We start from the raw sequence: 23314 nt of genomic DNA, 5'->3' as shown, positions 1-23314 counted from the left end.
TCCGCGACCCCGGGAGGAGACCACCATGGACACCACGACCACCGGCGGCAGCAGCCGCATCCGCATCACCGCGCAGGCGGAGGGCCAGGAGCGCGTCCTCACCGAGCACGCGCTCGCGTTCCTCCTGCAGCTGCACGACCGCTTCGAGCCCACCCGCCAGCACCTGCTGCGGGTGCGCCGGCAGCGGCGCGCGGCCTTCGCCGAGGGCGCCGACCCCGGCTTCCGCGAGGAGACCCGCCGCATCCGCGAGGACGCCTCCTGGCGCGTCGCTCCCCCGGCGCCGGGCCTCGAGGACCGCAGGGTCGAGATCACCGGCCCCATCGAGCGCAAGATGACCATCAACGCGCTCAACTCGGGCGCGAAGGTCTGGCTCGCCGACTGCGAGGACGCCTCGAGCCCGCTGTGGCGCAACGTCATCGCGAGCCAGGTGAACCTGCAGGACGCGATCCGCGACCGCATCGCGTTCACGAGCCCGGAGGGCAAGGAGTACCGGGTGACGGCCGCCGAGACGCCCACGATCGTCGTGCGGCCGCGCGGCTGGCACCTCGACGAGCACCGCATCCTCGTCGACGGCACGCCCATGTCGGGCGCGCTCGTGGACTTCGGCCTGCACCTGTTCCACAACGCCGACGAGCTCGTCGCGCGCGGCCGCGGGCCCTACTTCTACCTGCCGAAGCTCGAGAGCCACGAGGAGGCGCGGCTCTGGAACGAGGTCTTCGTCGTCGCGCAGCGCCTGCTCGTGCTGCCGCAGGGCACGATCCGCGCGACCGTGCTCATCGAGACGATCACGGCGGCGTTCGAGATGGAGGAGATCCTCTGGGAGCTCCGCGACCACGCGGCGGGCCTCAACGCCGGCCGCTGGGACTACCTGTTCTCGATCATCAAGGCCTTCCGCCTGCGCGGGCCGGAGTTCGTGCTCCCGGACCGCGCGCGGATCACGATGACGGCGCCGTTCATGCGGGCGTACACCGAGCAGCTCGTGCGCGCGTGCCACCGCCGCGGCGCCCACGCGATCGGCGGCATGGCCGCGTTCGTGCCGAGCGCGAAGGACCCGGAGGCCACCGAGCGGGCGCTCGCGGCCGTCGCGGCCGACAAGGCGCGCGAGGCCGGCGACGGCTTCGACGGCTCCTGGGTCGCGCACCCGGGGCTCGTGGAGACCTGCCGCGCGGCCTTCGCGGCGGTGCTCGGCGAGGCGCCGAACCAGCTGGCGCGCACCCGCGAGGAGGTGCCGGTCGACGGCGCCGCGCTCATCGACCTCGCGAGCATCGAGGGATCGATCACCGAGCAGGGCCTGCGCTCGAACGTCGAGATCGGCATCCGCTACTGCGAGGCGTGGCTCCGCGGCCACGGCGCCGTCGCGATCCACTCCCTCATGGAGGACGCCGCGACGGCCGAGATCTCGCGCTCGCAGGTGTGGCAGTGGATCCACAACGAGTCGGTGACCGACGACGGCAGGACGATCACGCGCGAGCGCTGCCAGGCGCTCGTCGACGCGCTCGCGGCCGAGCTCGAGCGCTTCGAGGGCGACCGCTTCGACGAGGCGATCGCGCTGTTCCGCGAGACCGCGCTCGAGGAGGCCTACCCGGCCTTCCTCACCCTCGCCGGCACCGAGCGGTACCTCGGCGAGGGCACCCCCCGGCCGATCACCGGCTCGATCCCGGTGCAGGCGGCGGCCGAGGAGGGCGAGCAGGGCTTCGAGGACGAGGAGCTCGAGGCCGCCTGAGCGCCGCCCTGCGCACGCGAGCGGGGACCCGGCCGCGCCGGATCCCCGCTCGTCGTCGTGCGGCCGCGCGTGCGGCTACTCGTGCTCGGCCTTCGCGGCGCGGAGGCTCGCGAGCAGCTTCGCCCGCAGCTCCTCCGGCGCGCGATCCTTGCACGCGCCCTGGAGCGCGTGGGTGAGCGTGACGCCCACGTGGTGCTCGGCGCTGCAGTCGGGGCACTCGGCCAGGTGCGCGCGCACGTCGGCGGCGTCCTCCGAGCACAGCTCGTTGTGCAGGTACTCCTCGAGGGCGGCGCGCGCCTCGCGGCAGTCGCCCTTCGACTCCTTCTGCTCGATCACGGCTTCTCCTCCACGGTGATCCCCTGCTCGCGCGCGTAGTCTGCGAGCAGGCCGCGCAGCAGCCGTCGGCCGCGGTGCAGGCGGCTCATGACGGTGCCGACGGGGGTGTGCATGACCTCGGCCGTCTCGGCGTAGCTGAGGCCCTCGACGTCGACCCAGTAGACCGCCATGCGGAAGTCCTCCGAGATCGACTGCAGCGCCTGCGTGACGATGCCCGACGGCATCCGGTCGATCGCCTCGGCCTCGGCGCTGCGCGACGAGGAGGCCGACATCGACTCGGCGTCGCCGATCTGCCACTCCTCCATGTCGTCGAGCGGCGCCTCGAAGGGCCGACGCTGCTGCTTTCGGTAGGTGTTGATGTAGGTGTTCGTCTGGATGCGGTACAGCCAGGCCCGCAGGTTGGTGCCGGGCTTGAACGAGTCGTACGCGGCGTAGGCCTTGAGCAGCGTCTCCTGCACGAGGTCGGCGGCGTCGGCCGGGTTGCGCGTCATGCGCATCGCGGCGCCGTACAGCTGGTCGGCGTACTGCATCGCCTGCTCGACGAAGTCGTCGCGCTTGGCGGCAGCGGTCTGCTCGGTCGTCATCGCGGGCGAGTCTAGTGTCGCGAGCGGCACTCGGCCCCCTTCCTGCGCATCCGTCCGGCCCGGCGGTGGCGCGGGCCTCTAGATTGGAACCGATGACCGAGGCCCAGCATTCCCGACCGTGGACCGCCCCCACCGCGACCGCACGCATCGACGCGCGCGTGCAGCTGCCGGGATCGAAGAGCCTCACGAACCGCGCCCTGCTGCTCGCAGCGCTCGCCGAGGGCCCGAGCACGCTGCACCGGCCGCTCCGCAGCCGCGACGCGACGATCATGGTCGAGGGCCTCCGTGCGCTCGGCGCCTCGATCGCCGAGGTCACGGGCGACGGCCTCTTCGGCCCGGACCTCCGGATCGAGCCGGGCGCGCTCGTGGGCGGCGGCGCGATCGACTGCGGCCTCGCCGGCACAGCCATGCGCTTCCTGCCGATCGTCGCGGCCCTCGCCGAGGGCCCCGTCGCCTTCGACGGCGACCCCTACGCGCGCGAGCGCCCCATGGACCAGACGATCGCGTCGCTCCGCGCGCTCGGCGTGCGCGTCGACGCCGAGGCGCCGCGGCTGCCCTTCACGGTGCACGGGCAGGGATCGGTGCGCGGCGGCGAGGTCACGATCGACGCGAGCGCCTCGAGCCAGTTCGTCTCCGCGCTGCTGCTCGCGGCGGCGCGCTTCGACGAGGGGCTGACGCTGCGCCACGAGGGCGCGCGCCTGCCCTCCCTCCCCCACATCGAGATGACGCTCGAGGCGCTGCGGCTGCGGGGCGTCGACGCCCGCACGGTCGACGAGCGCACCTGGCGCGTCGAGCCCGGGCCCATCGCCGCGCTCGACGAGCAGATCGAGCCCGACCTCTCGAACGCCGCGCCCTTCCTCGCCGCCGTCGTCGCCGTGGGCGGGCGCATCGTGCTCGACGGCTGGCCTGCCGAGACGACCCAGGTGGGCAGGATGCTGCCGGAGCTGCTGGGCGCGTTCGGCGCCAGCACCTCGTTCCACGACGGTGCGCTCACGCTCGAGGCCGTCGGCGGGGCCATCCCCGGCGCCGAGCTCGACATGCACGCGGCGGGCGAGCTCGCGCCCACGATCGCCGCGCTGGGCGCCCTCGCCTCCGCGCCGGTCGAGATCACGGGCGTCGGCCACATCCGCGGGCACGAGACCGACCGCATCCAGGCGCTCGTCGACGACATCGTGGCGGTCGGCGGCACCGCGACCGCGCTGCCCGACGGCATCCGCGTCGAGCCCGGCAGGCTCGCGGGCGGCGCCTGGAGCGCCTACGACGACCACCGGATCGCGACCGCGGGCGCCGTCGTGGGCCTCCGCGTGCCCGGCGTCGAGGTCGACGACATCGGCGCGACCGCGAAGACCATCCCCGAGTTCCCCGAGCTCTGGGCCGCCATGCTCGAGGGCGGGCGGGCCTAGCCGATGAGCTGGCTCGGCGACTACGAGGACCCGTACGACGCGTACGACGAGTCGAGCGTGCGCGAGCGCCCGAACCCCAAGGCGAACCGCGCGCGGTCGAAGCACCGGCCCGCGCACGAGGATGCCGTCACCGGCATCGTGACCGCCGTGGACCGCGGCCGTTACACGCTCGCCGTGCGCGTCGGCGAGCCCGACGAGTCGGTCGTCACCGCCGCGCGCGCTCGGGAGCTCCGCCGCCAGGCGATCGTCGCGGGCGACCGCGTCGACGTCGTGGGCGACACGACGGGCGACGAGGGCACGCTCGCGCGCATCGTGCGCATCCAGCCGCGCACGACGGTGCTGCGCCGCTCCGCCGACGACGTCGATGTCGTCGAGCGCGTCATCGTCGCGAACGCCGACGTGCTGCTCATGGTCGTCGCGGCCGCCGATCCGGAGCCGCGCCCCGGCCTCGTCGACCGCTACCTCGTCGCCGCGCTCGACGCCGGCATCACGCCGGTGCTCGTCGTGACGAAGACCGACGTCGCCGACCCCGAGCCGTTCCTCGCGAACTTCGAGGGTCTCGACATCGAGGTGTGGCGTTCGTCGATCGACGCGCCGCCCGTCGAGGCGCTCCGCAGCCGGCTCGACGGCCACACGACCGTCGCGGTCGGCCACTCCGGCGTCGGCAAGTCGACGCTCGTGAACGCGCTCGTGCCGAGCGCGAACCGCGCCGTGAGCCACGTCAACGCCGTGACGGGCCGCGGCCGCCACACGTCCTCCTCCACCGTCTCGTTCAAGCTCGGCGACGGCTGGATCATCGACACCCCGGGCGTGCGATCCTTCGGCCTCGGCCACGTCGCCACCGCCAACGTGCTGCAGGGCTTCCCCGACCTCGCGGCCGTCGCCGAGGACTGCCCGCGCGGCTGCACGCACCAGCCCGACGAGGAGTACTGCGAGCTCGCGATCGCCGCGGCCGAGGGCCGGCTCGAGCCGCGCCGCGTCGCCTCGATGCAGCGCATGCTCGCGACGCTCGTCGCCGCCCGCAGGCAGCGCTTCGAGGAGTGACGCGGCCCGCGGCGCCGCGCCGCCTCGCGCCTAGGCTGGGGGCATGAGCCGCTACGACGCCGACCTCGACCTCGCGCTCCGCATGGCGGACGCCGCCGATGCGATCTCGATGGAGCGCTTCGGCGCGCGGGACCTCGAGGTGACGACGAAGCCGGACGCCACGCACGTCACCGACGCGGACAGGGCCGTCGAGCGCCGCATCCGCGACATGCTCGCCGACGAGCGGCCGGACGACGCGGTCTTCGGCGAGGAGTTCGGCAGCTCGGGCCAGGCTCCGCGCCAGTGGATCATCGACCCCATCGACGGCACCGCGCACTTCCTGCGCGGCGCGCCCGTGTGGGCCACGCTCATCGCGCTCGCGGTCGACGGGCACCCGGTGGTGGGCGTCGTCTCCTCCCCGGCGCTCGGCGGGCGCTGGTGGGCGGCGCAGGGCTCTGGCGCGTGGAAGCGGGGCGAGGGCGCGGCGCCGCAGCGCATCCGCGTCTCGGAGGTCGCCGACCTCGCCGACGCCGCGATCTCGTACAACTCGATCCAGGGCTGGGACGGCGCGGGCCGCATCGGCGACCTCGTCGCGCTGCAGCGCGACGTCTGGCGCGCCCGCTCCTACGGCGACGCCTGGAGCTACATGCTGCTCGCCGAGGGCAAGGTCGACGCCGTGGGCGAGTTCGACCTGAAGCCGTACGACATGGCGGCGCTCGTGCCCGTGGTCGAGGAGGCCGGCGGCGCCTTCACCTCGGTCGACGGCGAGCCCGGCCCCTGGCACGGCTCGGCGCTCGCCACGAACGGCGTGCTCCACGCCGAGCTGCTGCGCCGCCTCGCGCGCTGACGGGCGGACGGCCGCGGGCTGCTAGTGCGCAGCCGCCTCGAGCGCGGCGACGTCGAGCTTCCGCATCGAGAGCATCGCCTGCGTCACGGCCTGCGCGTGCGGCCCCTGCATGAGGTCGACGAGCTGCTGCGGCACCACCTGCCACGAGACGCCGTAGCGGTCCTTGCACCAGCCGCACTGCGACTCCGCGCCCCCGTCGGCGACGAGCCCCTCCCACAGCCGGTCGACCTCCTCCTGGCCGTCGACCGTGACGACGATCGAGGCGGCCTCGGTCTGCGGGAACAGCGGCCCGCCGTCGAGCAGCTGGTAGGGCACGCCCGCGAGCTCGAGGTCGACCGTGAGGGCCTCGCCCGGCGAGCCGCTCGGGAAGGGGTTGCCCTCCGGGTAGCGGGTGACGGCGAGGATGCGGGAGCCGGGCACGAGCGCCACGTAGCGCTCGGCGGCCTCCTCGATGCGTCCGTCGAACCAGAGGCAGGTGCGCACGTGAGCCATGCCGCCATGATGCTCGCCGGGCGCGGCCCGCGCTAGCCTCGATCCATGCGTGAGATCACCCCGGCCGAGGTCGCCGACCGCCCGCTCGTCGACGTGCGCGAGCAGCACGAGTGGGATGCGGGCCACGCCGTGGGCGCCGTCCACATCCCGATGGGCGAGGTCGTGGCGCGGCTCGGCGAGGTGCCCGACGGCGCCGCGATCATCTGCCGCTCGGGCGGGCGCTCGGCGCAGGTCGTGGCCTACCTCGAGCAGCAGGGCCTCGACGTCGTGAACGTCGCGGGCGGCACGGCCGCGTGGGCGGCCGACGGCCGCCCCATGGTCGGCGTCGTCGCCTAGCAGCGCTCCCCGCCGCGCCCCCCGCTGCTCCCCGAGCGGTCGCTCCCGCCACGCGCGGCCGCCGAGCGGTCGCCCCCGCCACGCCCCCTCGCCGAGCGGTCGCCCCCGCCACGCCCGCTCGCCGACCGGTCGCTCCCGCCACACGCGCCCGTCGAGGGGTCGCTCGTGGTGGCCCCGGTGCCCCTCGCGCAGCCGCATGCGACCGCTCGGCGATCAGCGGCGCGGGCACGGATGCCGACACCCGGATGCCGACGCCCGGCGTAGCATCGGCGCGACGGCGTCGTCGGCGGCGCCCCGCACCCGGGAGGCCCCCATGCAGATCGCGCAGCGCACCTTCGTCGTCACCGGCGGCGGCAACGGCATCGGCCGGGAGGTCGTGCTCGCCCTGCTCGCGCGCGGCGCGCGCGTCGCCGCCGTCGACCTCTCCGCCGAGGGGCTCGCCGAGACCGCCCGCCTCGCGGGCATCGGCGACCGCCTGAGCACTCACGTCGCCTCCGTCGCCGACCGCGCCGCCGTCGAGGCGCTGCCGGAGGCCGTCGTCGCCGCGCACGGGCAGGTCGACGGCCTGCTCAACGTGGCCGGCATCATCCAGCCCTTCCAGCGAATCGGCGACCTGCCCTACGAGCAGATCGAGCGCGTGATGCAGGTGAACTTCTGGGGCGTCGTGCACACGACGATGGCGTTCCTGCCGCACCTGCGCGCGCGCTCGGAGTCCGCGCTCCTCAACGTCTCGAGCATGGGCGCGCTCGCGCCCGTGCCCGGCCAGTCGGCCTACGGCGCATCGAAGGCCGCCGTGAAGCTGCTCACCGAGGGCATGCACGCCGAGCTCGAGGGCACGGGCGTCGCCGTCACCGTCGTCTTCCCGGGCGGCGTCGGCACGAACATCACCGGCAACTCGGGCGTCACGATGCGCGCCTCGGCCGACACCTCGGCCGCCGCCGCGACCATGACGACGCCGCAGGCCGCCGCTGCGCAGATCGTCGACGCGATCGCGTCCGGCGCCCCGCGCGTCGTCATCGGCAAGGACGCCCGCGCCCTCGACCGCCTCGCCCGGCTGGTGCCGGCCAAGGTCGGCGGCATCATCGCGAAGCGGATGCAGGGGCTGCTCGACTGACGCCGCACGCACGGAGGCCCGGACCGTCCGGTCCGGGCCTCCTGCTGCGCGCGACGTCAGGGCATGACGACGAGCTTGCGGTTCATGAACTCCTCCATGCCGTGCGGCCCGAGCTCGCGGCCGAAGCCCGAGCGCTTGGTGCCGCCGAAGGGCATGTCGTAGTCCTCGGCGCCCGCGCCGTTGATGGCGACCATGCCCGCGTCGATGCGGTCGGCGACCTCGCGCGCGAGCTCGGGGTCGCTGCACCACAGGCGCGAGCCGAGGCCGAACGGGGTGTCGTTGGCGATGCGCACGGCGTCGTCGACGTCCTTCGCGCGGTAGACGGTGCCGACCGGGCCGAAGAGCTCCTCGCGGTACGCCTCCATGTCGTCGGTCACGCCGCCGAGCAGCGCGGGCTGCACGCGCGCGTCGCCGCTCGAGGCCACGTCGCCCGCGAGCACCTGCGCGCCCTCGGCGATCGCGGAGGACACCTGCTCGCGGATGCGGTCGGCCGCGGCCTGGGACGAGAGCGGGCCGACGGTGGCGTCCTCGTCCTCGGGTCCGCCGATCGGCAGCGCCGCCACCTTCTCGGCGAGCTTCGCGGTGAAGGCGTCGTAGAGCTCGTCGACGACGATGAAGCGCTTCGAGGCGTTGCACGACTGGCCCGAGTTCTCCATGCGGGTCTCGAGCGCGTTGTCGACGACCGCGTCGAGGTCGTCGGCCGAGAGCACGATGAACGGGTCGGAGCCGCCGAGCTCGAGCACGACCTTCTTGAGGTTGCGGCCGGCGACCTCGGCGACCGCGGCGCCCGCGCGCTCGGAGCCCGTGAGCGAGATGCCGCGCACGCGCGCATCCGGGATCACGATCTCGGAGATCTGCTCGTTCGTCGCGAAGACGTTCTCGTACGCGCCCGCCGGCAGGCCGGCCTCCTCGAGGATCTCGGCGATCGTCGTCGCCGACCACGGGCACTGCGGCGCGTGCTTGAGGATGACCGTGTTGCCGAGCATGAGGTTCGGGAACGCGAAGCGCGCGACCTGGTAGTAGGGGAAGTTCCAGGGCATGATGCCGAGGATCGCGCCCTGGGCCGACTTCCGGACCCGCGCGTCGACGCCGCCGCGGTTCTCGAGGATCTCGTCGGCGAGGAACGCCTCGCCGTGGTCCGCGTAGTACTGGATGATCTCGCCCGAGAACTCGGCCTCGAAGATGCCCTGGCCGAGCGGCTTGCCCATCTCGGTGCGGATGATCTCGGCGAGCTCGCGCGAGCGCTCCGCGAACAGCTGCGCCGCCTTCGAGAGCACCGCGGCGCGCTCGGCGATCGGCGTCCGGCTCCAGACGGCGAAGGCCGCGTGCGCGCGCTCGAGCGCGGCGCGGATCTCCTCGTCGGTGGCCGTCGGGTACTCCTTGACGACCTCGCCCGTGTACGGGTCGGTGACCTTGTAGTCGCTCACGCAATGCCTCCTCGCAGCGTCGTTCGACGCCCAGCGTAGTGGGGCGGAGGCGTGGCCTCTCACAGCGTGCGACTCGCGACCGGTGGTGGAGATGGGGGGAATCGAACCCCCGTCCAACGCTCGGACCGTGCGGCTTCTCCGGGTGCAGCTCAGGAAGGGCGTTCTGCTCGGCTCCGACCTTTGCCCTGAGCATCTAGGTCGACGAGCCCAGCCTCAGCGAAAGTCCCGCGATGCCCTGAGACGCAGCATCGCAGCAAGCCCTCTTGATGACGCCAGGGTCCGGGGCGAGGGCAGACCCGGTCTGACGGACTTCAGGCTCGCTTAGGCAGCGAGGGCGAAGTCGGTGCGCTTAGCGTTGGCACCTATTGGTTCCCAGGGGGCGTTGCAGAGATGACCCTGGATCCTCTACCCGCTTCCCGCTCCGACTGAGGCGCTGTCGAAACCGATCATCCCCATGGAGTGGTGCGAGTCGCACGCTGTGGAGTTGTGGGGCCGGCGGACCGGCGCGAGCCGGCGATGCCAGCCCTCCATCCTACGAGCCCGTCCGAGGCGGGCGCAAGGAGGCGCGTCGCGGTCGTCGTCGCAGCGGCCCTCCTGGGCGTGCGGGCGCTGCGACGACGCCGCGGTCGCCGATCAGCCGAAGAGCGCCTCGGCCTCGCGGTAGCGGTGCTCCGGCACGCGCTTGAGGTCGCCGAGCGCGTCGGCGAGGCCGACGCGGACGATCTCGGTGCCCTTGAGCGAGACCATGGTGCCCCAGTCGCCGTCGACGACGGCCTCGGTCGCGGCCAGCCCGAAGCGGGTGGCGAGCACGCGGTCGGCCCCCGAGGGCGCGCCGCCGCGCTGGATGTGGCCGAGCACCGTCGCGCGCGACTCGATGCCGGTGCGCTCCTCGATCATCGGCGCGATGACCTCGCCGATGCCGCCGAGGCGCGGGCGATTGAAGGCGTCGAGGCCCTTGCGCGAGTACTCCTCCTCCATGCCCTCGAGCTTGAAGCCCTCCGAGACCACGACGAGCGGCGCGCGGCGGCGGTCGTAGACCTGCTGCACGTAGTCGGCGATCCACTCGATCGAGCGCGGCTGCTCGGGGATGAGCGTCACGTGGGCGCCCGTGGCGATGCCCGTGTGCAGCGCGATCCAGCCGACGTGGCGGCCCATGACCTCGAGCACCATGCAGCGCATGTGCGAGTCGCCCGTGGTGCGCAGGCGGTCGCCGGCCTCCGTGGCGATCTGCACCGCGGTGTCGAAGCCGAAGGTGTAGTCGGTGGCCGCGAGGTCGTTGTCGATCGTCTTCGGCACGCCGACGATCGGGATGCCCTCGTCGGCCAGCCGCTTGGCGGCCGCGAGGGTGCCCTCGCCGCCGATCGCCATGACCGCGTCGATGCCGAGGCGGTCGAGCGTCTTCGCGACGTTCGCGCCGCCGCCCGCGTCGCCCTCGTAGGGGTTCGTGCGGCTCGTGCCGAGGATCGTGCCGCCGATGCGCGAGATGCCGCGCACCGCCGATCGGTTGAGCACGCGCACGTCGCCGTCGACGAGGCCGCGATAGCCGTCGCGGATGCCCACGAACTCGAGGCCGTGGTGCTTCATGCCGGTGAGGACGGCGGCCCTGATGACCGCGTTGAGGCCGGGGCAGTCGCCGCCGGATGTGAGGATGCCGACTCGCATGGGGAACCTTCCGCCGGCTTCGCCTGGGTGGATCCCGCCGGCGCTCACCATCCAAGCGAACCGCGCGTGCCTTGTCGAACGAGCCGGCGGCGGGGCGGCGCGCTACTCGTTCATGCGGTTGCGGGTGCGCATGGCGCGCTCCGCCTCGCGCTTGTCCTGCCGCTCGCGCAGCGCGTGGCGCTTGTCGTAGTCCTTCTTGCCCTTCGCCACGGCGAGCTCGACCTTCGCGCGGCCGTCGAGGAAGTACAGCGAGAGCGGGACGAGGGTGTAGCCGCCCTGCGCGACCTTCGCCTGCAGCTTGTCGATCTCGTGGCGGTGCAGCAGCAGCTTGCGCTTGCGGCGCGGCGGGTGGTTGGTCCACGTGCCCTGGCCGTACTCGGGGATGTGCACGGCGTCGAGCCAGGCCTCCCCGCGGTCGACGTACGCGTAGCCGTCGACGAGCGAGGCGCGGCCGGCGCGCAGCGACTTGACCTCGGTGCCCGTGAGCACGAGGCCCGCCTCGAACCGATCCTCGATCGTGTAGTCGTGGCGCGCCTTGCGGTTCTGCGCCACGACCTTCTGGCCCGTCTCGCGCGGCATGGTGCCCTCCTGTGGTCGCGCCCGCACGGTGCGGGCAGCCCTCCAGCCTAGCGGCCGTCGGGACGAGCCTGCCAGGACATGGCCGGATCCGCGCTCAGATCCGCAGGTACCTGCGGATCGCGACTGCCGCGGCGACGCCCGCGAAGAGCACGCCGATCCCCACGAGGACGGGCGCGACCACGAGCGCGTCGCCGACCCCGACGATCGCGATCGTCTGCAGCATCGGCGCGACGTAGCCCTGCAGGAAGAAGTGCACGATCGCGACGACGGAGCCGGCCGCGAGCACCGCGCCGAGGAGCGCCGCCACGACGCCCTCGATGATGAACGGCGTCTGGATGAAGCGGTTCGAGGCTCCCACGAGGCGCATGATGCCGAGCTCGCGCTTCCTCGAGAATGCGGAGAGCCGGATGGTCGTGGAGATCAGCAGCACCGCCGCGACGAGCATGAGCACGGCGACGCCGATCGCCGCGAGCGAGGCGGTGTTGAGCACCTGGAAGATCGGTTCGAGGAGCGCCTGCTGGTCGCGCACCTCGAGCACGCCCGGCAGCGAGCTCGTCGCCTCCCTGATGAGCGCGGCGTCGTCGGGCGTCGTCGGGCGCACGCGCAGCGCCTCGTTCATCGTCTCGGGGCTCGCGAACTCCGCGCTCGCCGTGCCTCCGAACTGGTCCATGAAGTTCGCGTAGGCGGCCTCGCGATCCTCGAACTCGACGTCGCCGACGTACTGGGCGATCGCGCCGGTCTCGAGCACCTCGCGCACGGCCTGCACCTGCTCCTCGGTGGCAGCGGTCTGCGTGCAGGTGTCGGTGGCGTCGACGGGGCCGCAGAAGTAGATGCCAACCTGGGCGCGGTCGTACCAGAAGCCCTTCATCTGCGTGATCTGCATCTGCAGCAGGATCGCGGCGCCCACGAACGAGAGCGAGATGAAGGTGACGAGCACGACCGAGACCACGACCGAGAGGTTGCGGCGCAGGCCGTTCCAGACCTCGTCGGCGATCAGCTGGATCCTCATGCCGGCACCTCCTCGCCGAGCTCGTCGTCGTAGGCGGCGAGCGTGCGGCGATACGAGCCCGTGGCCTCGTCGCGCATGATGCGGCCCGCGTCGAGCTCGACGACGCGCTTCTGCATCGAGTCGACGATCGCCGCCTCGTGCGTCGCCATGACGACGGTCGTGCCGCCCTCGTTGATGCGCGCGAGGAGCGCCATGATGCCGGCGCTCGTCGAGGGGTCGAGGTTGCCGGTGGGCTCGTCGGCCAGCAGGATCGGCGGCCGGTTCACGACGGCGCGCGCGATCGCGACCCGCTGCTGCTCGCCGCCGGAGAGCTCGTGCGGCAGGCGGCTGGCCTTGCCCGCGAGGCCGACGATCTTCAGCACGTCGGGCACGGCCTCCGAGATGAAGCCGCGGCTCTTGCCGATCACCTGCAGCGTGAAGGCGACGTTCTCGTAGACGGTCTTGTTGTGCAGGAGGCGGAAGTCCTGGAAGACGACGCCGAGGTTGCGGCGGAAGAAGGGCACGCGGCGGGTGGGCAGGGCCTGGAGGCGCTGGCCGAGCACGTGCACCTCGCCGCTCGTGGGGCGCTCCTCGCGGAGCACCATGCGGATGAGCGTGCTCTTGCCGGAGCCGGAGGCGCCGACCAGGAACACGAACTCGCCCTTGAGGATCTCGAGCGAGATGCCCTCGAGGGCGGGGCGCGCCTTGCGGGAGTAGGTCTTCGAGACCTCGTCGAACCGGATCATGACGCGTCGAGGGTATGGGCCTCGGCGCGCTCGGCGCGCGCACGCGCCCGGCGCGGCGCGGCTCCCGCGCGGCGAGGGGCCGCGACGCGTCGCCGCGCAGGCGCACCTCTTGATTTCTCCTCGGTTTCCTGAGGATTGGCCTCTGGTACCCTCAGTGCGTCGAGCGCTCCAGGCGCGAGGCAGCCGCAGGCGCAGCGGGCGAGGTCACGACCGCCCTGCTCGACCATCCATCGCCTGCAGCCCCTTCGGCGCCGCAGTGCGTCCCTCGCGCGATCCTGCTCCACGAGAGGCTCCATCATTCTCAACGACCGTGACACCACTGACCCGACGACGAGTCGCATCGGGGGGCGCCTGCGCGCTCGGCTCGCCGTCGCCGCCGCAGCCGCGGCACTCCTCGGCGGGCTCCTGCCGCTGGGCGCCGCGTCGCCCGCCTCGGCCGCAGCCGCACCTGCGCCCGAGCGCCCGTTCATCCGCCCCCAGATGGCGATGCCCACGCCCGACTCCACGGGAGTGCCCGCAGGCACGCAGCTGCGCGTCCACACGGGCAACCTCGTCATCACCCGCCCCGGCACCGTCATCGACGGCCTCGACATCCGCGGCTACGTCGACGTGCGCGCCTCGGGCGTGATCATCCGCAACTCCCTCATCCGCGGCGGCGCGATCGGCGGCCAGGCATCCCTCGTGCAGGTGATCACGCCCGGCGCGAGCCTGACGATCCAGGACAGCGAGCTCGACCCGACCCACCGCCACCCCAAGATCGACGGCCTCCGCGGCTTCAACATCACCGCGAACCGCATCGAGGTCCGCAACGTCGTCGACAGCGGTCACTTCTGGGCTCCCGGCAACGTGACGATCCGCGACTCGCTGCTGCACCAGAACCTGCACTTCGAGAACGACCCGGGCTGGAACGGCGGCCCGAGCCACGACGACAACATCCAGATCCAGAGCGGCTCGAACTACATCATCGAGCGCAACCGGTTCTCGGGCGCCTACAACGCGGCCATCATGATCACGCAGGATCGCGGCACGACCTCGAACGTGCGCATCTACCTCAACTGGATCGATGGCGGCGCCTGCTCGGTGAACATCGCGCAGAAGGGCTACGGCCCGTTCCAGAACATCGACGTGCTGAACAACCGCTTCGACACCTCGCGCTACACCTGCTGGATCCTGAAGCCCCCGGCGGGCGACATCCAGGTCTCGGGCAACTGGTCGCGCCTCACGCCCTACCAGAAGGTCGTGACGCGCTAGCGCAGCGCACTCCGCGACCACGAGGGGCCGTCCGCTGAGCGGGCGGCCCCTCGTGGTGCCGTCGCAGCGCTCAGCCGCGCCAGTCGTCGAGGCGCCCGTGCGCCCGCGCGAGGCCGAGGATGCCGACGTGGGTGCGCTCGGGCTGGCCCCAGTGGCTGCGCTCGTAGAGCTCGTGCCGCGCGCCGAAGCCGCTGACGAGCGCGTCGTGCAGCGTGCCGAGCACATCGAGCCGCTCGGACGCGTCCGCTCCCCCGCTGCCGCGCAGCAGCGGCGCGACCTCGGGATGCTCGGCGAGCGCGGCGGCCGGCACCGGCAGGTGCGCGAGGCCCGAGGCGAGCGTCGTCTGCAGCAGCGCGCGCACGCGCCCGTAGGCATCGGGCGCGGCGGCGGAGAAGGCCATCGCGGGCTCGACGCCCGGGCCCCACGCCCCCTCGTCGCCGACGGGGCCGGCCTGCTCGATCATCGCGTCGCGCATCCCCGCCACCGCGTGGCGGACGGCGACGAGCTCGCCGAGCGCCGCCTGGACGCCGCGGAGCTCCTGCGTGCCGAGGATCTCGACCGCACGCGCGGCGAGCGCCGCGAGGTGCTCGAGCTTGGCCTCGAGCCGCGTGGCGGACTGCAGCGCGAGGCGCGCGTTCCAGCCGACCGCGCCGCGGTTGTGCGCGAGCATCGTCGCCGCGTCGCGGATGAGGACGTCCTCCCACGGCACGAGCACGTCGTCGAAGACCACGAGCCAGTCGTGCTCCGCGAACCGCGAGGCGAGCGGCGCGTCCGGCGCCGAGGGGATGCCGCGCGCGTAGAGGCGCAGGCCCTGGGCGCCGACCGGCACCGAGGCGGCGATCGCGAAGTCGTCGGTCTGCACCTCGCCGCCGAAGTGCGAGACGAGCAGGCGCTGCGCCGTCGCGGCGCCCGTGACGACGGCCTTCGCGCCGCGCAGCACGAGCCCCTCGTCGGTCTCGCGCACGACGTGGAGGAAGACGTCGGCCACCTCGTCGGGCGGCAGGTCACGGTCCACGGGCGGGTTCACGAGCGCCTGCGCGTAGTGCGTGACCGCGGCGGCGTCGCGCGCGTGCATCGCCCGCACGTTCGCCTCGAAGCGGCCGTAGAAGGGGGCGTGCGCGGCCATCGAGGTGATGGTCGCGGCCATCGTCTCCGGCGTGCGGCCGAGCCAGCCGTGCGTCGTGCGCTGCCAGGCGCGGATCGCCTCGCGCTGGGCGCGGAGGTCCCCGCGCGAGCGCGGGATCGCCCAGAAGGCGTGGGTGGGTGCGCCGCCGGGCCCCTCGGCGAGCAGCGCAGCGGCGTCCGACCCGTGGAGCGCGTCGTAGAGCGAGGCGATCGTCGCCGCGGTGCCCGCGAGCGCCGGATGCTGGGCCACGCGCTCGACGCGCTCCCCGTCGAGCACGACGACGCGGCCGTCGTCGAGGCTCGCGAGGTAGTCGGCGCCCGTCTGCATGGCCCGCGCCGCCGCTCCGCTAGTCCTGCTCGAGCTGCTGCTGCTTGCGCCAGCGGATGCCCGCGGCGATGAAGCCGTCGAGGTCGCCGTCGAAGACCGCGCTCGGGTTGTTCACCTCGTGCAGCGTGCGGAGGTCCTTGACCATCTGGTACGGCGCGAGCACGTACGAGCGCATCTGGTCGCCCCAGCTGGCCGAGATGTTGCCGGCGAGCTCCTTCTTGCGCGCCGCCTCCTCCTCGCGCTGGCGGAGCATCAGGCGGCTCTGCAGCACGCGCATCGCGGCCGCGCGGTTCTGGATCTGGCTCTTCTCGTTCTGCATCGAGACGACGATGCCGGTGGGGATGTGCGTGATGCGCACGGCCGAGTCGGTCGTGTTGACCGACTGGCCTCCGGGGCCGGAGGAGCGGAAGACGTCGACGCGGATGTCGTTCTCGGGCACCTCGACCTCGACGGCCTCCTCGAACAGCGGCACGACCTCGACCGCCGCGAACGAGGTCTGGCGCTTGCCGGCCGCGCCGAAGGGGCTCATGCGGACGAGGCGGTGCGTGCCGGCCTCGACCGAGAGGTTGCCGAAGGCGTACGGGGTGTCGACCTCGAAGGACGCCGACTTGATGCCCGCCTCCTCCGCGTAGGAGGTCTCGTGCACCGATACCGAGTAGCCGTGCTGCTCGGCGTAGCGCAGGTACATGCGCAGGAGCATCTCGGCGAAGTCGCTCGCGTCGACGCCGCCGGCACCGGCGCGGATGGTGACGACCGCGGGCATGGAGTCGAACTCGCCGTCGAGGAGCGTCTGGATCTCCATGTCGGCGACGACCTTCTTGATGGCGGCGAGCTCCTTGCGGGCCTCGTCCTGCACCGAGGCGTCGCCCTCCTCGTTCGCCATCTCGACGAGCACCTCGAGGTCGTCGATGCGCGCCGTCGTCTCGGTGATGCGCTTGAGGGCGGCCTGCTTGTGGCTGAGGGCGCTCGTGACCTTCTGCGCCGCCTCCACGTCGTCCCAGAGGTCGGGCGCGCCCGCCTGCTCCGAGAGCGTCGCGATGTCGGCCTCGAGCTGCGGCACGTCGGCCACCGCGGTGATGGAGGCGAAGGTGGAGCGGAGGTCGGCGATGTCGCCGGCGATGTCGAGATCGGCCATGATGCTCCAGCCTACCGAGCCCGGAGGCGGCGGATGCCGTGCGTCCGCGCGCGGGGACCGGATCGGTCCAGGCCCCGCTCGGGGCCCGAGATCAGACAGGTCGTAGGCTCGCAGCGTGAGCGGATCGTGAGCGGCGTCGACCAGTCGGAGCGCTTCCCGTGGCGGCGGGTCGCGGGCGCCGCCTTCGTGCCGACCGCCGCGTTCGCGATCGGCGAGGGCGCCGTCATCCCCTACATCCCCCTCATCGCGGGCGACCTCGGGGCCTCGCTCGCCGTGGCGGCCGTCGTCGCGGCGATGCTCACGGTGGGCCAGCTCGCGGGCGACGTGCCCGGAGGCTCGATCGTCGCGCGCTTCGGCGAGCGCCCCACGATGATCGCGGCGGGCGCGCTCGTGCTCGCGGCGCTCGCGCTCGCGTTCGTCGCGCGCGACGTGTGGGTGCTGGGCGTCGCCGTGTTCGTCCTGGGCCTCGGCCACGCGGTCTTCGGCCTGGCCCGGCACGCCTTCATGACGACCTTCGTGCCGCTGCGCTACCGGGCGCGGGCGCTCTCGACCCTCGGCGGCATCTTCCGGCTGGGCATGTTCGTGGGCCCGCTGCTGGGCTCCGCGGTGCTGGGCCTCGGCCTCCCCGTGCACTCGGTGTGGGTCGTCTGCGCCGTCGGCACCGTGATCGCGATCGTCGTGCTGCTCGTGCTGCCCGACCCGGCCTCCGCCTTCGAGCGCACGCCCGCGACGACGGGCGCGATCGAGGTCGTGGAGGAGCGGCAGCACGTCTTCGCCGTCATCCGGGGCAGCGCCCGCATCCTCGGCACCGTCGGCGTGGGCGCGGCCATGCTCTCGCTCGCGCGTTCGGCGCGGCAGGTGCTGCTGCCGCTGTGGGCCGTCTCCATCGGGCTCGACGCGGTGACGACCGGCATCGTCATCGGCATCGCGGGCGGGCTCGACTTCGCGCTCTTCTTCCTCTCCGGCTGGATCATGGATCGCTTCGGCCGGCTCTGGTCGGTGGTGCCGGCCCTCACCCTCATGGGCGTCGCCTTCGCGATGCTCGCGGCCTCGCACGACCTCTCGGCCGCGGTCGGCTGGTTCGTGGCGGCCGCGATGGTGCTCTCGCTCGGCAACGGCTTCGGCTCGGGCATCATCATGACGCTCGGCGCCGACCTCGCCGATCGGCAGAACCCCGCGCCCTTCCTCGGGGCCTGGCGCCTCACGGTCGACCTCGGCGGCGCGGCGGCGCCGCTGCTGATCTCGGCGCTCGTGTCGGTGGCCTCGATCGCGGTCGCGGCGGGCTCGCTGACGCTGCTGTGCGTCGCGGGCACCGTCATGCTCGTGCGGTTCCTGCCGCGCGGCATCGGGCGGGGCTAGCCCGCGGCAGGGCCGCTACTGCTCGTCGCGGTGCAGCTCCTGGCGCGCGAGCAGGTCGTGGGCGAACGACGTCGCCTCGGCGCGCAGCTCGTCGTCGTCGAGCTCGCCCTGCTGGATCTGCTCCACGAGGGCGCGGAATCCGGGGTGCTCCATGAGCTGCCGCAGGCCGTCGGCCGCCTGCTCGGGCTGGTCGGTCGTCAGGCTCGCGGCGACGGCGTCGTCGTCGATCTGGGGCTCGTCCGGGGTCTGCTCGGCCATGCCCGGGAGGGTACTCCCGCGCACTGAGCGGCGGGCGACCGAGCGGCGGGCGACCGAGCGGCGGCCGGCAGGCCGCGAGACGTCTCTTGTCGGCGCGCACGGCGAGTGCCATCATCGCGCTCAGGAGCGCGACGACGCGCTCCCGGAGACCAGGCGTCACGGGCCGGCGACGGAGGTGCCCGTGTCTGCAGCGTCCCGATCCCTCAGGCTCCCGGCCGCGGCCGCCGCGATCGCGCTCGCGCTCGCCGCCGCGGTGCTCACGGCGCCCGCCGCCGCCGCCGCGGCGCCCGCCGCGACGCTCGTCGGCCCTGCCGACGGCGCCACCAGCGGTGCCGTGCCCACGCTCTCGGTCGTCGCGGACGACCCCGACGGCGGCTCGCTCGACGTCGTCCTCGAGGGTCGCCGCGTCGGGGCGAAGGTGCCGGGACCCACGGACGCCGCCCCGTTCTCGATCGTCGTCGTGCCCGACACCCAGAACTACAGCTACGCGAACGAGGCGAACCTGGAGGCGCAGCTGCGGTGGGTGCGCGACAGCCGCGCGGCCCTCGCCACGGCCTTCGTCATGCAGCTGGGCGACCTCGTGAGCGACTGGGACGTGCCGCGGCAGTGGACGAACGTCTCGACCGCCTTCCGCATCCTCGACGACGCCGCCGTGCCCTACACGGTGCTCCCCGGCAACCACGACTTCGACGAGGCGACGGGCGACCTCGCCGAGTACGAGGCGCGCTTCGGCGTCGCCCGGTTCGCGGGCGCCGCCTGGAACGACGCGAGCACGCGCTACGGCGGCCACCTGGGCCAGAGCCAGTTCGGGCCGGACCCGGTGGACCGCGGCAACGGCGACAGCTACGCGCTCCTCACCGCGGGCGGCCGCGACCTCCTGGTGCTCAACCTCGAGTGGGAGGCGCCGCGCGTCGCGCTCGACTGGGCCGAGCGCGTGATCGACGCGCATCCGGGCCGCATCGTCATCCTCGCCACGCACAGCTTCCTGCGCGTCGACGGCCTCAGGAACGTGGCGGCCGAGCGGCCCGGCGGCACCTCGCAGACGGCGCTGTGGCAGGACTTCGTGCGCACCAACTGCGAGATCCGGCTCGTGGTCGCGGGCCACGCGCACGACGGCGACCTCGGCGAGGCCAACCGCACCGACGCGAACGCGTGCGGCCAGCCCGTGCACCAGATCCTCTCGAACTACCAGGCGCGCGCGAACGGCGGCGACGGCTGGCTGCGCACCTACCGCTTCGACCCGGCGGCCGGCACGATGCGCGCCGAGACGTACTCCCCCGTGCTCGGCCGGTACGAGACCGATGCGAGCTCGGCGTTCACGCTGCCGTTCCCCCTCGCAGAGCCGCAGCCGGCGCCCTTCGCGCCCATCGCGACCCGCACGGTCGCCGCGGGCGGCACCGCCTCGGCGCCCTGGGAGGGCCTCGAGCCCGACACCGCCTACGAGTGGCGCGCGGTCGTCGACGACGGCACGAGCCGCACCACCTCCCCCACCTGGACGCTGCGCACCGCGCCGCCCGCGCAGCAGGTGCTCGCGGCCGACGCCTTCGAGCGCACGGCCTCGGGAGGCTGGGGCACGGCCGACGTCGGCGGCGCCTGGACGACGAGCAGCGGCACGGGCGGGCCGCTCTCGGTGACGGGCGGCCGCGGGCAGCTGGCGCTCATCCCCTCGCAGACCCGCGTCGCGACGCTCGGCGCGGTCTCGGCCGACGCCGTCGTGGTCGACGCGACGCTGCGCTCCGACGTCGCCTCGGTGGGCGGCGCCGCCCACGCCACGATCCAGGGCCGCACGGTGGGCGCGAGCTCCTACGGGCTCAACGTGCGCTTCGAGCCCGGCGGCGTGCTGCGCCTCCACCTGCTGCAGGGCAGCACCGGCCTCGCGACCGCCACCGGCACGTGGTCGCCGGGGCAGCCGCTCGCCGCCCGCCTCTCGGTGACCGGCACCTCCCCCACGCAGCTCGCCGCCTCGGTGTGGCCCGCGGGCGGCTCCCCGCCGTCGTCGTGGCAGCTCACCGCCACGAGCAGCGCCGCAGGGCTGCAGACGGCGGGCACGGTGGCGATCAAGGGCTCGGTGAGCGCGTCCTCCACCGTGGCGACGACGCGGCTGACCTTCGACGACCTGCGCGTGACCGGCGCCGGGGCACCGCCGCCCCCGCCGCCTCCGCCGCCCCCGAACCAGCCGCCGACCGCGTCGTTCATCACGTCGCTCGCGGGGTCGGTGCTCGACGCCGACGGCACGGGAGCCTCCGACGCCGACGGTCGGGTCGTGGCGTGGTCGTGGCGCTTCGGCGACGGCGCGACCGCCACCGGTGCCACCGCCCGGCGCACCTACGCGGCGCCCGGCACCTACGTGGTGGGCCTCACCGTCACCGATGACGACGGCGCGACGGCGACGACCGAGCGCACCGTGGTGGTGGCGCCGCCGCCTCCGCCGCCCGATGTGCTCGCGAGCGACGCCTTCGAGCGATCGGCGACCGGAGGCTGGGGCTCGGCCGACGGCGGCGGCGCGTGGACGGCGGGCGGCGGGACGACGGCGCCGTTCTCGGTCGCGGGCGGCCGTGGCCAGCTGACGCTCATCCCCGCGCAGACGCGCACGGCGACGCTCGGGGCGCTCAGCACCGCAGACGCGGTGGTGCAGGTGGCGGTCCGCGCCGACGTCCCCGCGGCGGGCGGCGCCGCGAGCGCCACGGTGCTCGGGCGCGTCGTCGGCACCGCGAGCCTACGCCGCGCGGCTGCGGCTCGACGCGGGCGGCGCGATGCGGCTCTTCCTGCTGCGCGGCGAGACGGCGATCGGCGCGGCCGGCGGCGTCGTGCTGCCCGGCACCTACGCACCGGGCGAGGCGATCGTGGTGCGGCTGAGCGTGCGCGGCACCTCGCCCACGGCGCTCGCGGCGAGCGCGTGGCGCGCGACCGGCAGCCCGCCAACGCAGTGGCAGATCCAGGCGACGGACGCCACGGCCGGCCTGCAGTCCGCTGGGCAGGTGGCGCTCCGGGGCGCGATCTCGAGCACCTCGACCGTGCCCCGCACGGTGCTGTCGTTCGACGACCTGCGGGTGACCCGGACGCCCTGACGCGCGATCGTCCACCCACCCGCTCAGTCGACGAACACCGAGCGGGCGGTCGCCGTGACGTCGAGCCGGATGCCCTCCGGCAGGAACAGGCTCACGACCGGCGGCCGCCAGGCGGACGAGACGGCGACGGTGGCGCTCCGTGCATCCGCGCTCGCACCCTCGACCTGCACGGCGTCGAGCTCGCCCTCGGCCGCCGCCGCCCACGCGACCGCCGCGCGGTCGACCGCCCCGTCGGCGAGCCTCGGGGCTCGCGAGCCTCGCCGTCGAAGCGCACCTGCTCGAGCGCGAAGGCCTCCGCCGCGGCGAGGGCCGCGCCGTCGGCGACCGTGTAGAGGCGGCGCCGCTCGACGAGCAGGCTCGTGGCAGCGGTGACGGCGAGGATCAGCGCGAGCGCGAGCGCCGCGAAGCCGATCGTGAGCAGCAGCGTCGATCCCTCCTCCTCGCGGCGGAGCCGAAGCCATGCGCGGCCGAGCGCGGCCCTCATGGCTGCGCCCCGAACGCGGAGACGGGCTGCATCGCCTGCGCCTCGACCGGCACGGCGATGCCGGTCTCGAGCCCCAGCACCGGCGGTGCCAGCGGAAGCGGGGCGGCAGCCTCCACCCGCACGGTCACGGTGCCGCGCGGCGTCGTGCAGGCGTCGGGCCGCGGCTCGCAGGTGACGACGACCCCTGCGGCTGCGGGGTCGACGCCGGCGTCCGAGAGCGCGACGCGGATCGCTCGATCGGCCGCGGCGAGTCCCGCCTCGTGGCTGTCGGCCGCGGCCACGACGCGCGCCGCGTGCCGGCTTGCGCCCTCGACCCCCAGCACCGCGAGCTGGATCTGGCCGAGCACGAGCACGAGGTAGACGAGCGGCACCAGCAGCAGCACGCCGACCGTCAGGAACTCGAGCGAGGCGCTGCCGCGGTCGTCGGCGAGGCACGCACGCAGCTGCGCGATGCGCGGTGCGAGGGCCTCAGCCGAGCGCTTCGACGGGCGCATGGCCGCTCACCTCCAGACCCGTCGGACCGATGAGGCCGAGGACCGGCAGCGGCGCGGCGACCGTGATGCGGATCGTGTCGACGCCCGCGACGACCGCGGTGCCGGCCGTCACGTCCTGCGCGTAGTCGGCGCCGACCGCCGTCGTGATGAGCGCCTGCGTGCGGGCCACGCCGGCGCCGGCGTCGGCGCCCACGAGCGAGGCGTGCCGGGCTCCTTCGGCGGCCGCGTCGGCGAGCGTGGCGCGCACGTGCATCGCGAGGGAGAGCTGGATCACCGCGAGCACGAGCGCCACGAGCAGCGCCGCGACCATGGCGAACTCGGCGACCGCCGAGCCGCGCTCGTCGGCCAGCCGCATCAGAAGCTCGTGACGCGCGCGATCGCCTGCTCGAAGACTCCGGTGAGCGCGGGTCCCGCCACCGTCCAGAGCACGATGACGAGCCCCGCGGTCATGAGCGTGACGAGCACCCAGCCGGGCACGTCCCCGCGCTCCTCCTGGGCGACGCGGCCGACGAGCCGCTGGAACCTCCTGCTGATCGTGGACATCGCTTCCTC

At 73.9% G+C, this 23314-nt stretch carries 23 protein-coding genes, 1 other RNA gene and 1 pseudogene; 9 read left to right on the top strand and 16 right to left on the bottom strand.

All coding sequences use genetic code 11. The features are described 5' to 3' along the window. Nucleotides 1-25: 25 nt before the first annotated feature. Nucleotides 26-1723, top strand: coding sequence for a malate synthase A (aceB, locus tag OVA14_RS09425; protein WP_267503641.1), 1698 nt, complete (start codon nucleotides 26-28; stop codon nucleotides 1721-1723). Nucleotides 1724-1798: 75 nt separating this feature from the next. Here the strand turns inward: aceB and OVA14_RS09420 are convergent, their stop codons facing one another. Together OVA14_RS09420 and OVA14_RS09415 are read right to left on the bottom strand one after the other, a co-directional pair. Then, nucleotides 1799-2059 carry a zf-HC2 domain-containing protein gene (locus OVA14_RS09420; protein ID WP_267503640.1) on the bottom strand — a complete coding sequence of 87 codons (261 nt, stop codon included), beginning with the start codon at nucleotides 2057-2059 and terminating at the stop codon, nucleotides 1799-1801. After that, nucleotides 2056-2643 (bottom strand): sigma-70 family RNA polymerase sigma factor, encoded by a 588-nt coding sequence (locus OVA14_RS09415; RefSeq protein ID WP_267503639.1) that lies wholly within the window; start codon nucleotides 2641-2643, stop codon nucleotides 2056-2058. The genes OVA14_RS09420 and OVA14_RS09415 overlap by 4 nt, the downstream gene beginning before the upstream one ends. A 92-nt stretch (nucleotides 2644-2735) precedes the next feature. On the opposite strand from OVA14_RS09415, the gene aroA reads away from it, so the two are divergent. The 3 genes from aroA to OVA14_RS09400 are packed head-to-tail and all read left to right on the top strand — an operon-like array spanning nucleotide 2736 to nucleotide 5916. Next, nucleotides 2736-4046 (top strand): 3-phosphoshikimate 1-carboxyvinyltransferase, encoded by a 1311-nt coding sequence (aroA, locus tag OVA14_RS09410; protein ID WP_267503638.1) that lies wholly within the window; start codon nucleotides 2736-2738, stop codon nucleotides 4044-4046. Nucleotides 4047-4049: 3 nt separating this feature from the next. Then, nucleotides 4050-5090: a ribosome small subunit-dependent GTPase A gene (gene rsgA, locus OVA14_RS09405; RefSeq protein ID WP_267503637.1), complete on the top strand. Its 1041-nt coding sequence runs from the start codon at nucleotides 4050-4052 to the stop codon at nucleotides 5088-5090. 43 nt (nucleotides 5091-5133) lie between these two features. Beyond that, a complete protein-coding gene (locus OVA14_RS09400; RefSeq protein WP_267503636.1) occupies nucleotides 5134-5916 on the top strand; it encodes an inositol monophosphatase family protein in 783 nt (260 codons plus the stop codon). A gap of 21 nt (nucleotides 5917-5937) precedes the next feature. On the opposite strand, the gene OVA14_RS09395 is transcribed toward OVA14_RS09400, so the two are convergent. Then, nucleotides 5938-6408: a VOC family protein gene (locus OVA14_RS09395; RefSeq protein ID WP_267503635.1), complete on the bottom strand. Its 471-nt coding sequence runs from the start codon at nucleotides 6406-6408 to the stop codon at nucleotides 5938-5940. A gap of 45 nt (nucleotides 6409-6453) precedes the next feature. Between OVA14_RS09395 and OVA14_RS09390 the strand changes: the two genes are divergently transcribed. After that, nucleotides 6454-6744, top strand: a complete 291-nt coding sequence (locus OVA14_RS09390; protein WP_267503634.1) for a rhodanese-like domain-containing protein — start codon at nucleotides 6454-6456, stop codon at nucleotides 6742-6744. 313 nt (nucleotides 6745-7057) lie between these two features. After that, a complete protein-coding gene (locus OVA14_RS09385) occupies nucleotides 7058-7858 on the top strand; it encodes an SDR family NAD(P)-dependent oxidoreductase (protein WP_267503633.1) in 801 nt (266 codons plus the stop codon). A gap of 56 nt (nucleotides 7859-7914) precedes the next feature. Here OVA14_RS09385 and OVA14_RS09380 read toward each other — a convergent pair whose 3' ends face one another. From OVA14_RS09380 to ftsE, 6 genes are all read right to left on the bottom strand, one after another. Next, nucleotides 7915-9285 carry an NAD-dependent succinate-semialdehyde dehydrogenase gene (locus tag OVA14_RS09380; RefSeq protein WP_267503632.1) on the bottom strand — a complete coding sequence of 457 codons (1371 nt, stop codon included), beginning with the start codon at nucleotides 9283-9285 and terminating at the stop codon, nucleotides 7915-7917. An 83-nt stretch (nucleotides 9286-9368) separates the two neighbouring features. Next, nucleotides 9369-9739, bottom strand: a transfer-messenger RNA (tmRNA) gene (gene ssrA / locus OVA14_RS09375). Nucleotides 9740-9918: 179 nt separating this feature from the next. After that, nucleotides 9919-10947, bottom strand: a complete 1029-nt coding sequence (locus OVA14_RS09370) for an ATP-dependent 6-phosphofructokinase (RefSeq protein ID WP_267503631.1) — start codon at nucleotides 10945-10947, stop codon at nucleotides 9919-9921. 102 nt (nucleotides 10948-11049) lie between these two features. Next, nucleotides 11050-11526: an SsrA-binding protein SmpB gene (smpB, locus tag OVA14_RS09365; protein ID WP_267503630.1), complete on the bottom strand. Its 477-nt coding sequence runs from the start codon at nucleotides 11524-11526 to the stop codon at nucleotides 11050-11052. A 94-nt stretch (nucleotides 11527-11620) separates the two neighbouring features. Beyond that, nucleotides 11621-12535: a permease-like cell division protein FtsX gene (gene ftsX, locus OVA14_RS09360; RefSeq protein WP_267503629.1), complete on the bottom strand. Its 915-nt coding sequence runs from the start codon at nucleotides 12533-12535 to the stop codon at nucleotides 11621-11623. After that, on the bottom strand, nucleotides 12532-13260 hold the full coding sequence (gene ftsE, locus OVA14_RS09355; RefSeq protein WP_267503628.1) for a cell division ATP-binding protein FtsE: 729 nt from the start codon (nucleotides 13258-13260) through the stop codon (nucleotides 12532-12534). The genes ftsX and ftsE overlap by 4 nt, the downstream gene beginning before the upstream one ends. 480 nt (nucleotides 13261-13740) lie before the next feature. Between ftsE and OVA14_RS09350 the strand changes: the two genes are divergently transcribed. After that, complete coding sequence (locus tag OVA14_RS09350) at nucleotides 13741-14511, top strand: hypothetical protein (protein WP_267503627.1); 771 nt, start codon at nucleotides 13741-13743, stop codon at nucleotides 14509-14511. Nucleotides 14512-14581: 70 nt separating this feature from the next. Here OVA14_RS09350 and OVA14_RS09345 read toward each other — a convergent pair whose 3' ends face one another. Together OVA14_RS09345 and prfB are read right to left on the bottom strand one after the other, a co-directional pair. After that, nucleotides 14582-15964, bottom strand: coding sequence for a 4-hydroxyphenylacetate 3-hydroxylase N-terminal domain-containing protein (locus OVA14_RS09345; RefSeq protein ID WP_267503626.1), 1383 nt, complete (start codon nucleotides 15962-15964; stop codon nucleotides 14582-14584). Nucleotides 15965-15983: 19 nt separating this feature from the next. After that, nucleotides 15984-17099 (bottom strand): peptide chain release factor 2, encoded by a 1116-nt coding sequence (prfB, locus tag OVA14_RS09340; protein WP_267503625.1) that lies wholly within the window; start codon nucleotides 17097-17099, stop codon nucleotides 15984-15986. A gap of 126 nt (nucleotides 17100-17225) precedes the next feature. On the opposite strand from prfB, the gene OVA14_RS09335 reads away from it, so the two are divergent. Next, a complete protein-coding gene (locus tag OVA14_RS09335) occupies nucleotides 17226-18458 on the top strand; it encodes an MFS transporter (protein ID WP_267503624.1) in 1233 nt (410 codons plus the stop codon). Nucleotides 18459-18473: 15 nt separating this feature from the next. On the opposite strand, the gene OVA14_RS09330 is transcribed toward OVA14_RS09335, so the two are convergent. Next, entirely contained in the window at nucleotides 18474-18716 is a 243-nt protein-coding gene (locus tag OVA14_RS09330; protein WP_267503623.1) for a hypothetical protein, read from the bottom strand. A 181-nt stretch (nucleotides 18717-18897) separates the two neighbouring features. On the opposite strand from OVA14_RS09330, the gene OVA14_RS09325 reads away from it, so the two are divergent. Continuing rightward, a complete protein-coding gene (locus OVA14_RS09325; protein ID WP_267503622.1) occupies nucleotides 18898-22116 on the top strand; it encodes a PKD domain-containing protein in 3219 nt (1072 codons plus the stop codon). 23 nt (nucleotides 22117-22139) lie between these two features. On the opposite strand, the pseudogene OVA14_RS13870 reads toward OVA14_RS09325, so the two are convergent. From OVA14_RS13870 to OVA14_RS09310, 4 genes and pseudogenes are all read right to left on the bottom strand, one after another. Beyond that, a pseudogene (locus OVA14_RS13870) lies at nucleotides 22140-22268 on the bottom strand (hypothetical protein); the annotation flags it as partial. Continuing rightward, on the bottom strand, nucleotides 22265-22762 hold the full coding sequence (locus OVA14_RS09320; protein ID WP_267503621.1) for a hypothetical protein: 498 nt from the start codon (nucleotides 22760-22762) through the stop codon (nucleotides 22265-22267). The pseudogene OVA14_RS13870 and the gene OVA14_RS09320, both read right to left, overlap by 4 nt. Beyond that, nucleotides 22737-23117: a TadE/TadG family type IV pilus assembly protein gene (locus OVA14_RS09315; protein WP_267503620.1), complete on the bottom strand. Its 381-nt coding sequence runs from the start codon at nucleotides 23115-23117 to the stop codon at nucleotides 22737-22739. The genes OVA14_RS09320 and OVA14_RS09315 overlap by 26 nt, the downstream gene beginning before the upstream one ends. After that, on the bottom strand, nucleotides 23117-23305 hold the full coding sequence (locus tag OVA14_RS09310; protein WP_267503619.1) for a hypothetical protein: 189 nt from the start codon (nucleotides 23303-23305) through the stop codon (nucleotides 23117-23119). Before OVA14_RS09310 ends, OVA14_RS09315 begins: the two co-directional genes overlap by 1 nt. Nucleotides 23306-23314 lie beyond the last annotated feature (9 nt).

This window comes from Agrococcus sp. SL85 (assembly GCF_026625845.1).
Lineage (GTDB): Bacteria > Actinomycetota > Actinomycetes > Actinomycetales > Microbacteriaceae > Agrococcus.
This window is presented reverse-complemented; position numbering and strand designations above follow the sequence as displayed.

Bases quoted from the DNA above. Each gene is read 5' to 3' on its own strand.
- aceB (WP_267503641.1), top strand. From the start codon at position 26: ATGGACACCACGACCACCGGCGGCAGCAGCCGCATCCGCATCACCGCG.
- OVA14_RS09415 (WP_267503639.1), bottom strand. From the start codon at position 2,643: ATGACGACCGAGCAGACCGCTGCCGCCAAGCGCGACGACTTCGTCGAG.
- aroA (WP_267503638.1), top strand. From the start codon at position 2,736: ATGACCGAGGCCCAGCATTCCCGACCGTGGACCGCCCCCACCGCGACC.
- rsgA (WP_267503637.1), top strand. From the start codon at position 4,050: ATGAGCTGGCTCGGCGACTACGAGGACCCGTACGACGCGTACGACGAG.
- OVA14_RS09400 (WP_267503636.1), top strand. From the start codon at position 5,134: ATGAGCCGCTACGACGCCGACCTCGACCTCGCGCTCCGCATGGCGGAC.
- OVA14_RS09395 (WP_267503635.1), bottom strand. From the start codon at position 6,408: ATGGCTCACGTGCGCACCTGCCTCTGGTTCGACGGACGCATCGAGGAG.
- OVA14_RS09390 (WP_267503634.1), top strand. From the start codon at position 6,454: ATGCGTGAGATCACCCCGGCCGAGGTCGCCGACCGCCCGCTCGTCGAC.
- OVA14_RS09385 (WP_267503633.1), top strand. From the start codon at position 7,058: ATGCAGATCGCGCAGCGCACCTTCGTCGTCACCGGCGGCGGCAACGGC.
- OVA14_RS09370 (WP_267503631.1), bottom strand. From the start codon at position 10,947: ATGCGAGTCGGCATCCTCACATCCGGCGGCGACTGCCCCGGCCTCAAC.
- smpB (WP_267503630.1), bottom strand. From the start codon at position 11,526: ATGCCGCGCGAGACGGGCCAGAAGGTCGTGGCGCAGAACCGCAAGGCG.
- ftsX (WP_267503629.1), bottom strand. From the start codon at position 12,535: ATGAGGATCCAGCTGATCGCCGACGAGGTCTGGAACGGCCTGCGCCGC.
- ftsE (WP_267503628.1), bottom strand. From the start codon at position 13,260: ATGATCCGGTTCGACGAGGTCTCGAAGACCTACTCCCGCAAGGCGCGC.
- OVA14_RS09350 (WP_267503627.1), top strand. From the start codon at position 13,741: ATGGCGATGCCCACGCCCGACTCCACGGGAGTGCCCGCAGGCACGCAG.
- OVA14_RS09345 (WP_267503626.1), bottom strand. From the start codon at position 15,964: ATGCAGACGGGCGCCGACTACCTCGCGAGCCTCGACGACGGCCGCGTC.
- prfB (WP_267503625.1), bottom strand. From the start codon at position 17,099: ATGGCCGATCTCGACATCGCCGGCGACATCGCCGACCTCCGCTCCACC.
- OVA14_RS09330 (WP_267503623.1), bottom strand. From the start codon at position 18,716: ATGGCCGAGCAGACCCCGGACGAGCCCCAGATCGACGACGACGCCGTC.
- OVA14_RS09320 (WP_267503621.1), bottom strand. From the start codon at position 22,762: ATGCGCCCGTCGAAGCGCTCGGCTGAGGCCCTCGCACCGCGCATCGCG.
- OVA14_RS09315 (WP_267503620.1), bottom strand. From the start codon at position 23,117: ATGCGGCTGGCCGACGAGCGCGGCTCGGCGGTCGCCGAGTTCGCCATG.
- OVA14_RS09310 (WP_267503619.1), bottom strand. From the start codon at position 23,305: ATGTCCACGATCAGCAGGAGGTTCCAGCGGCTCGTCGGCCGCGTCGCC.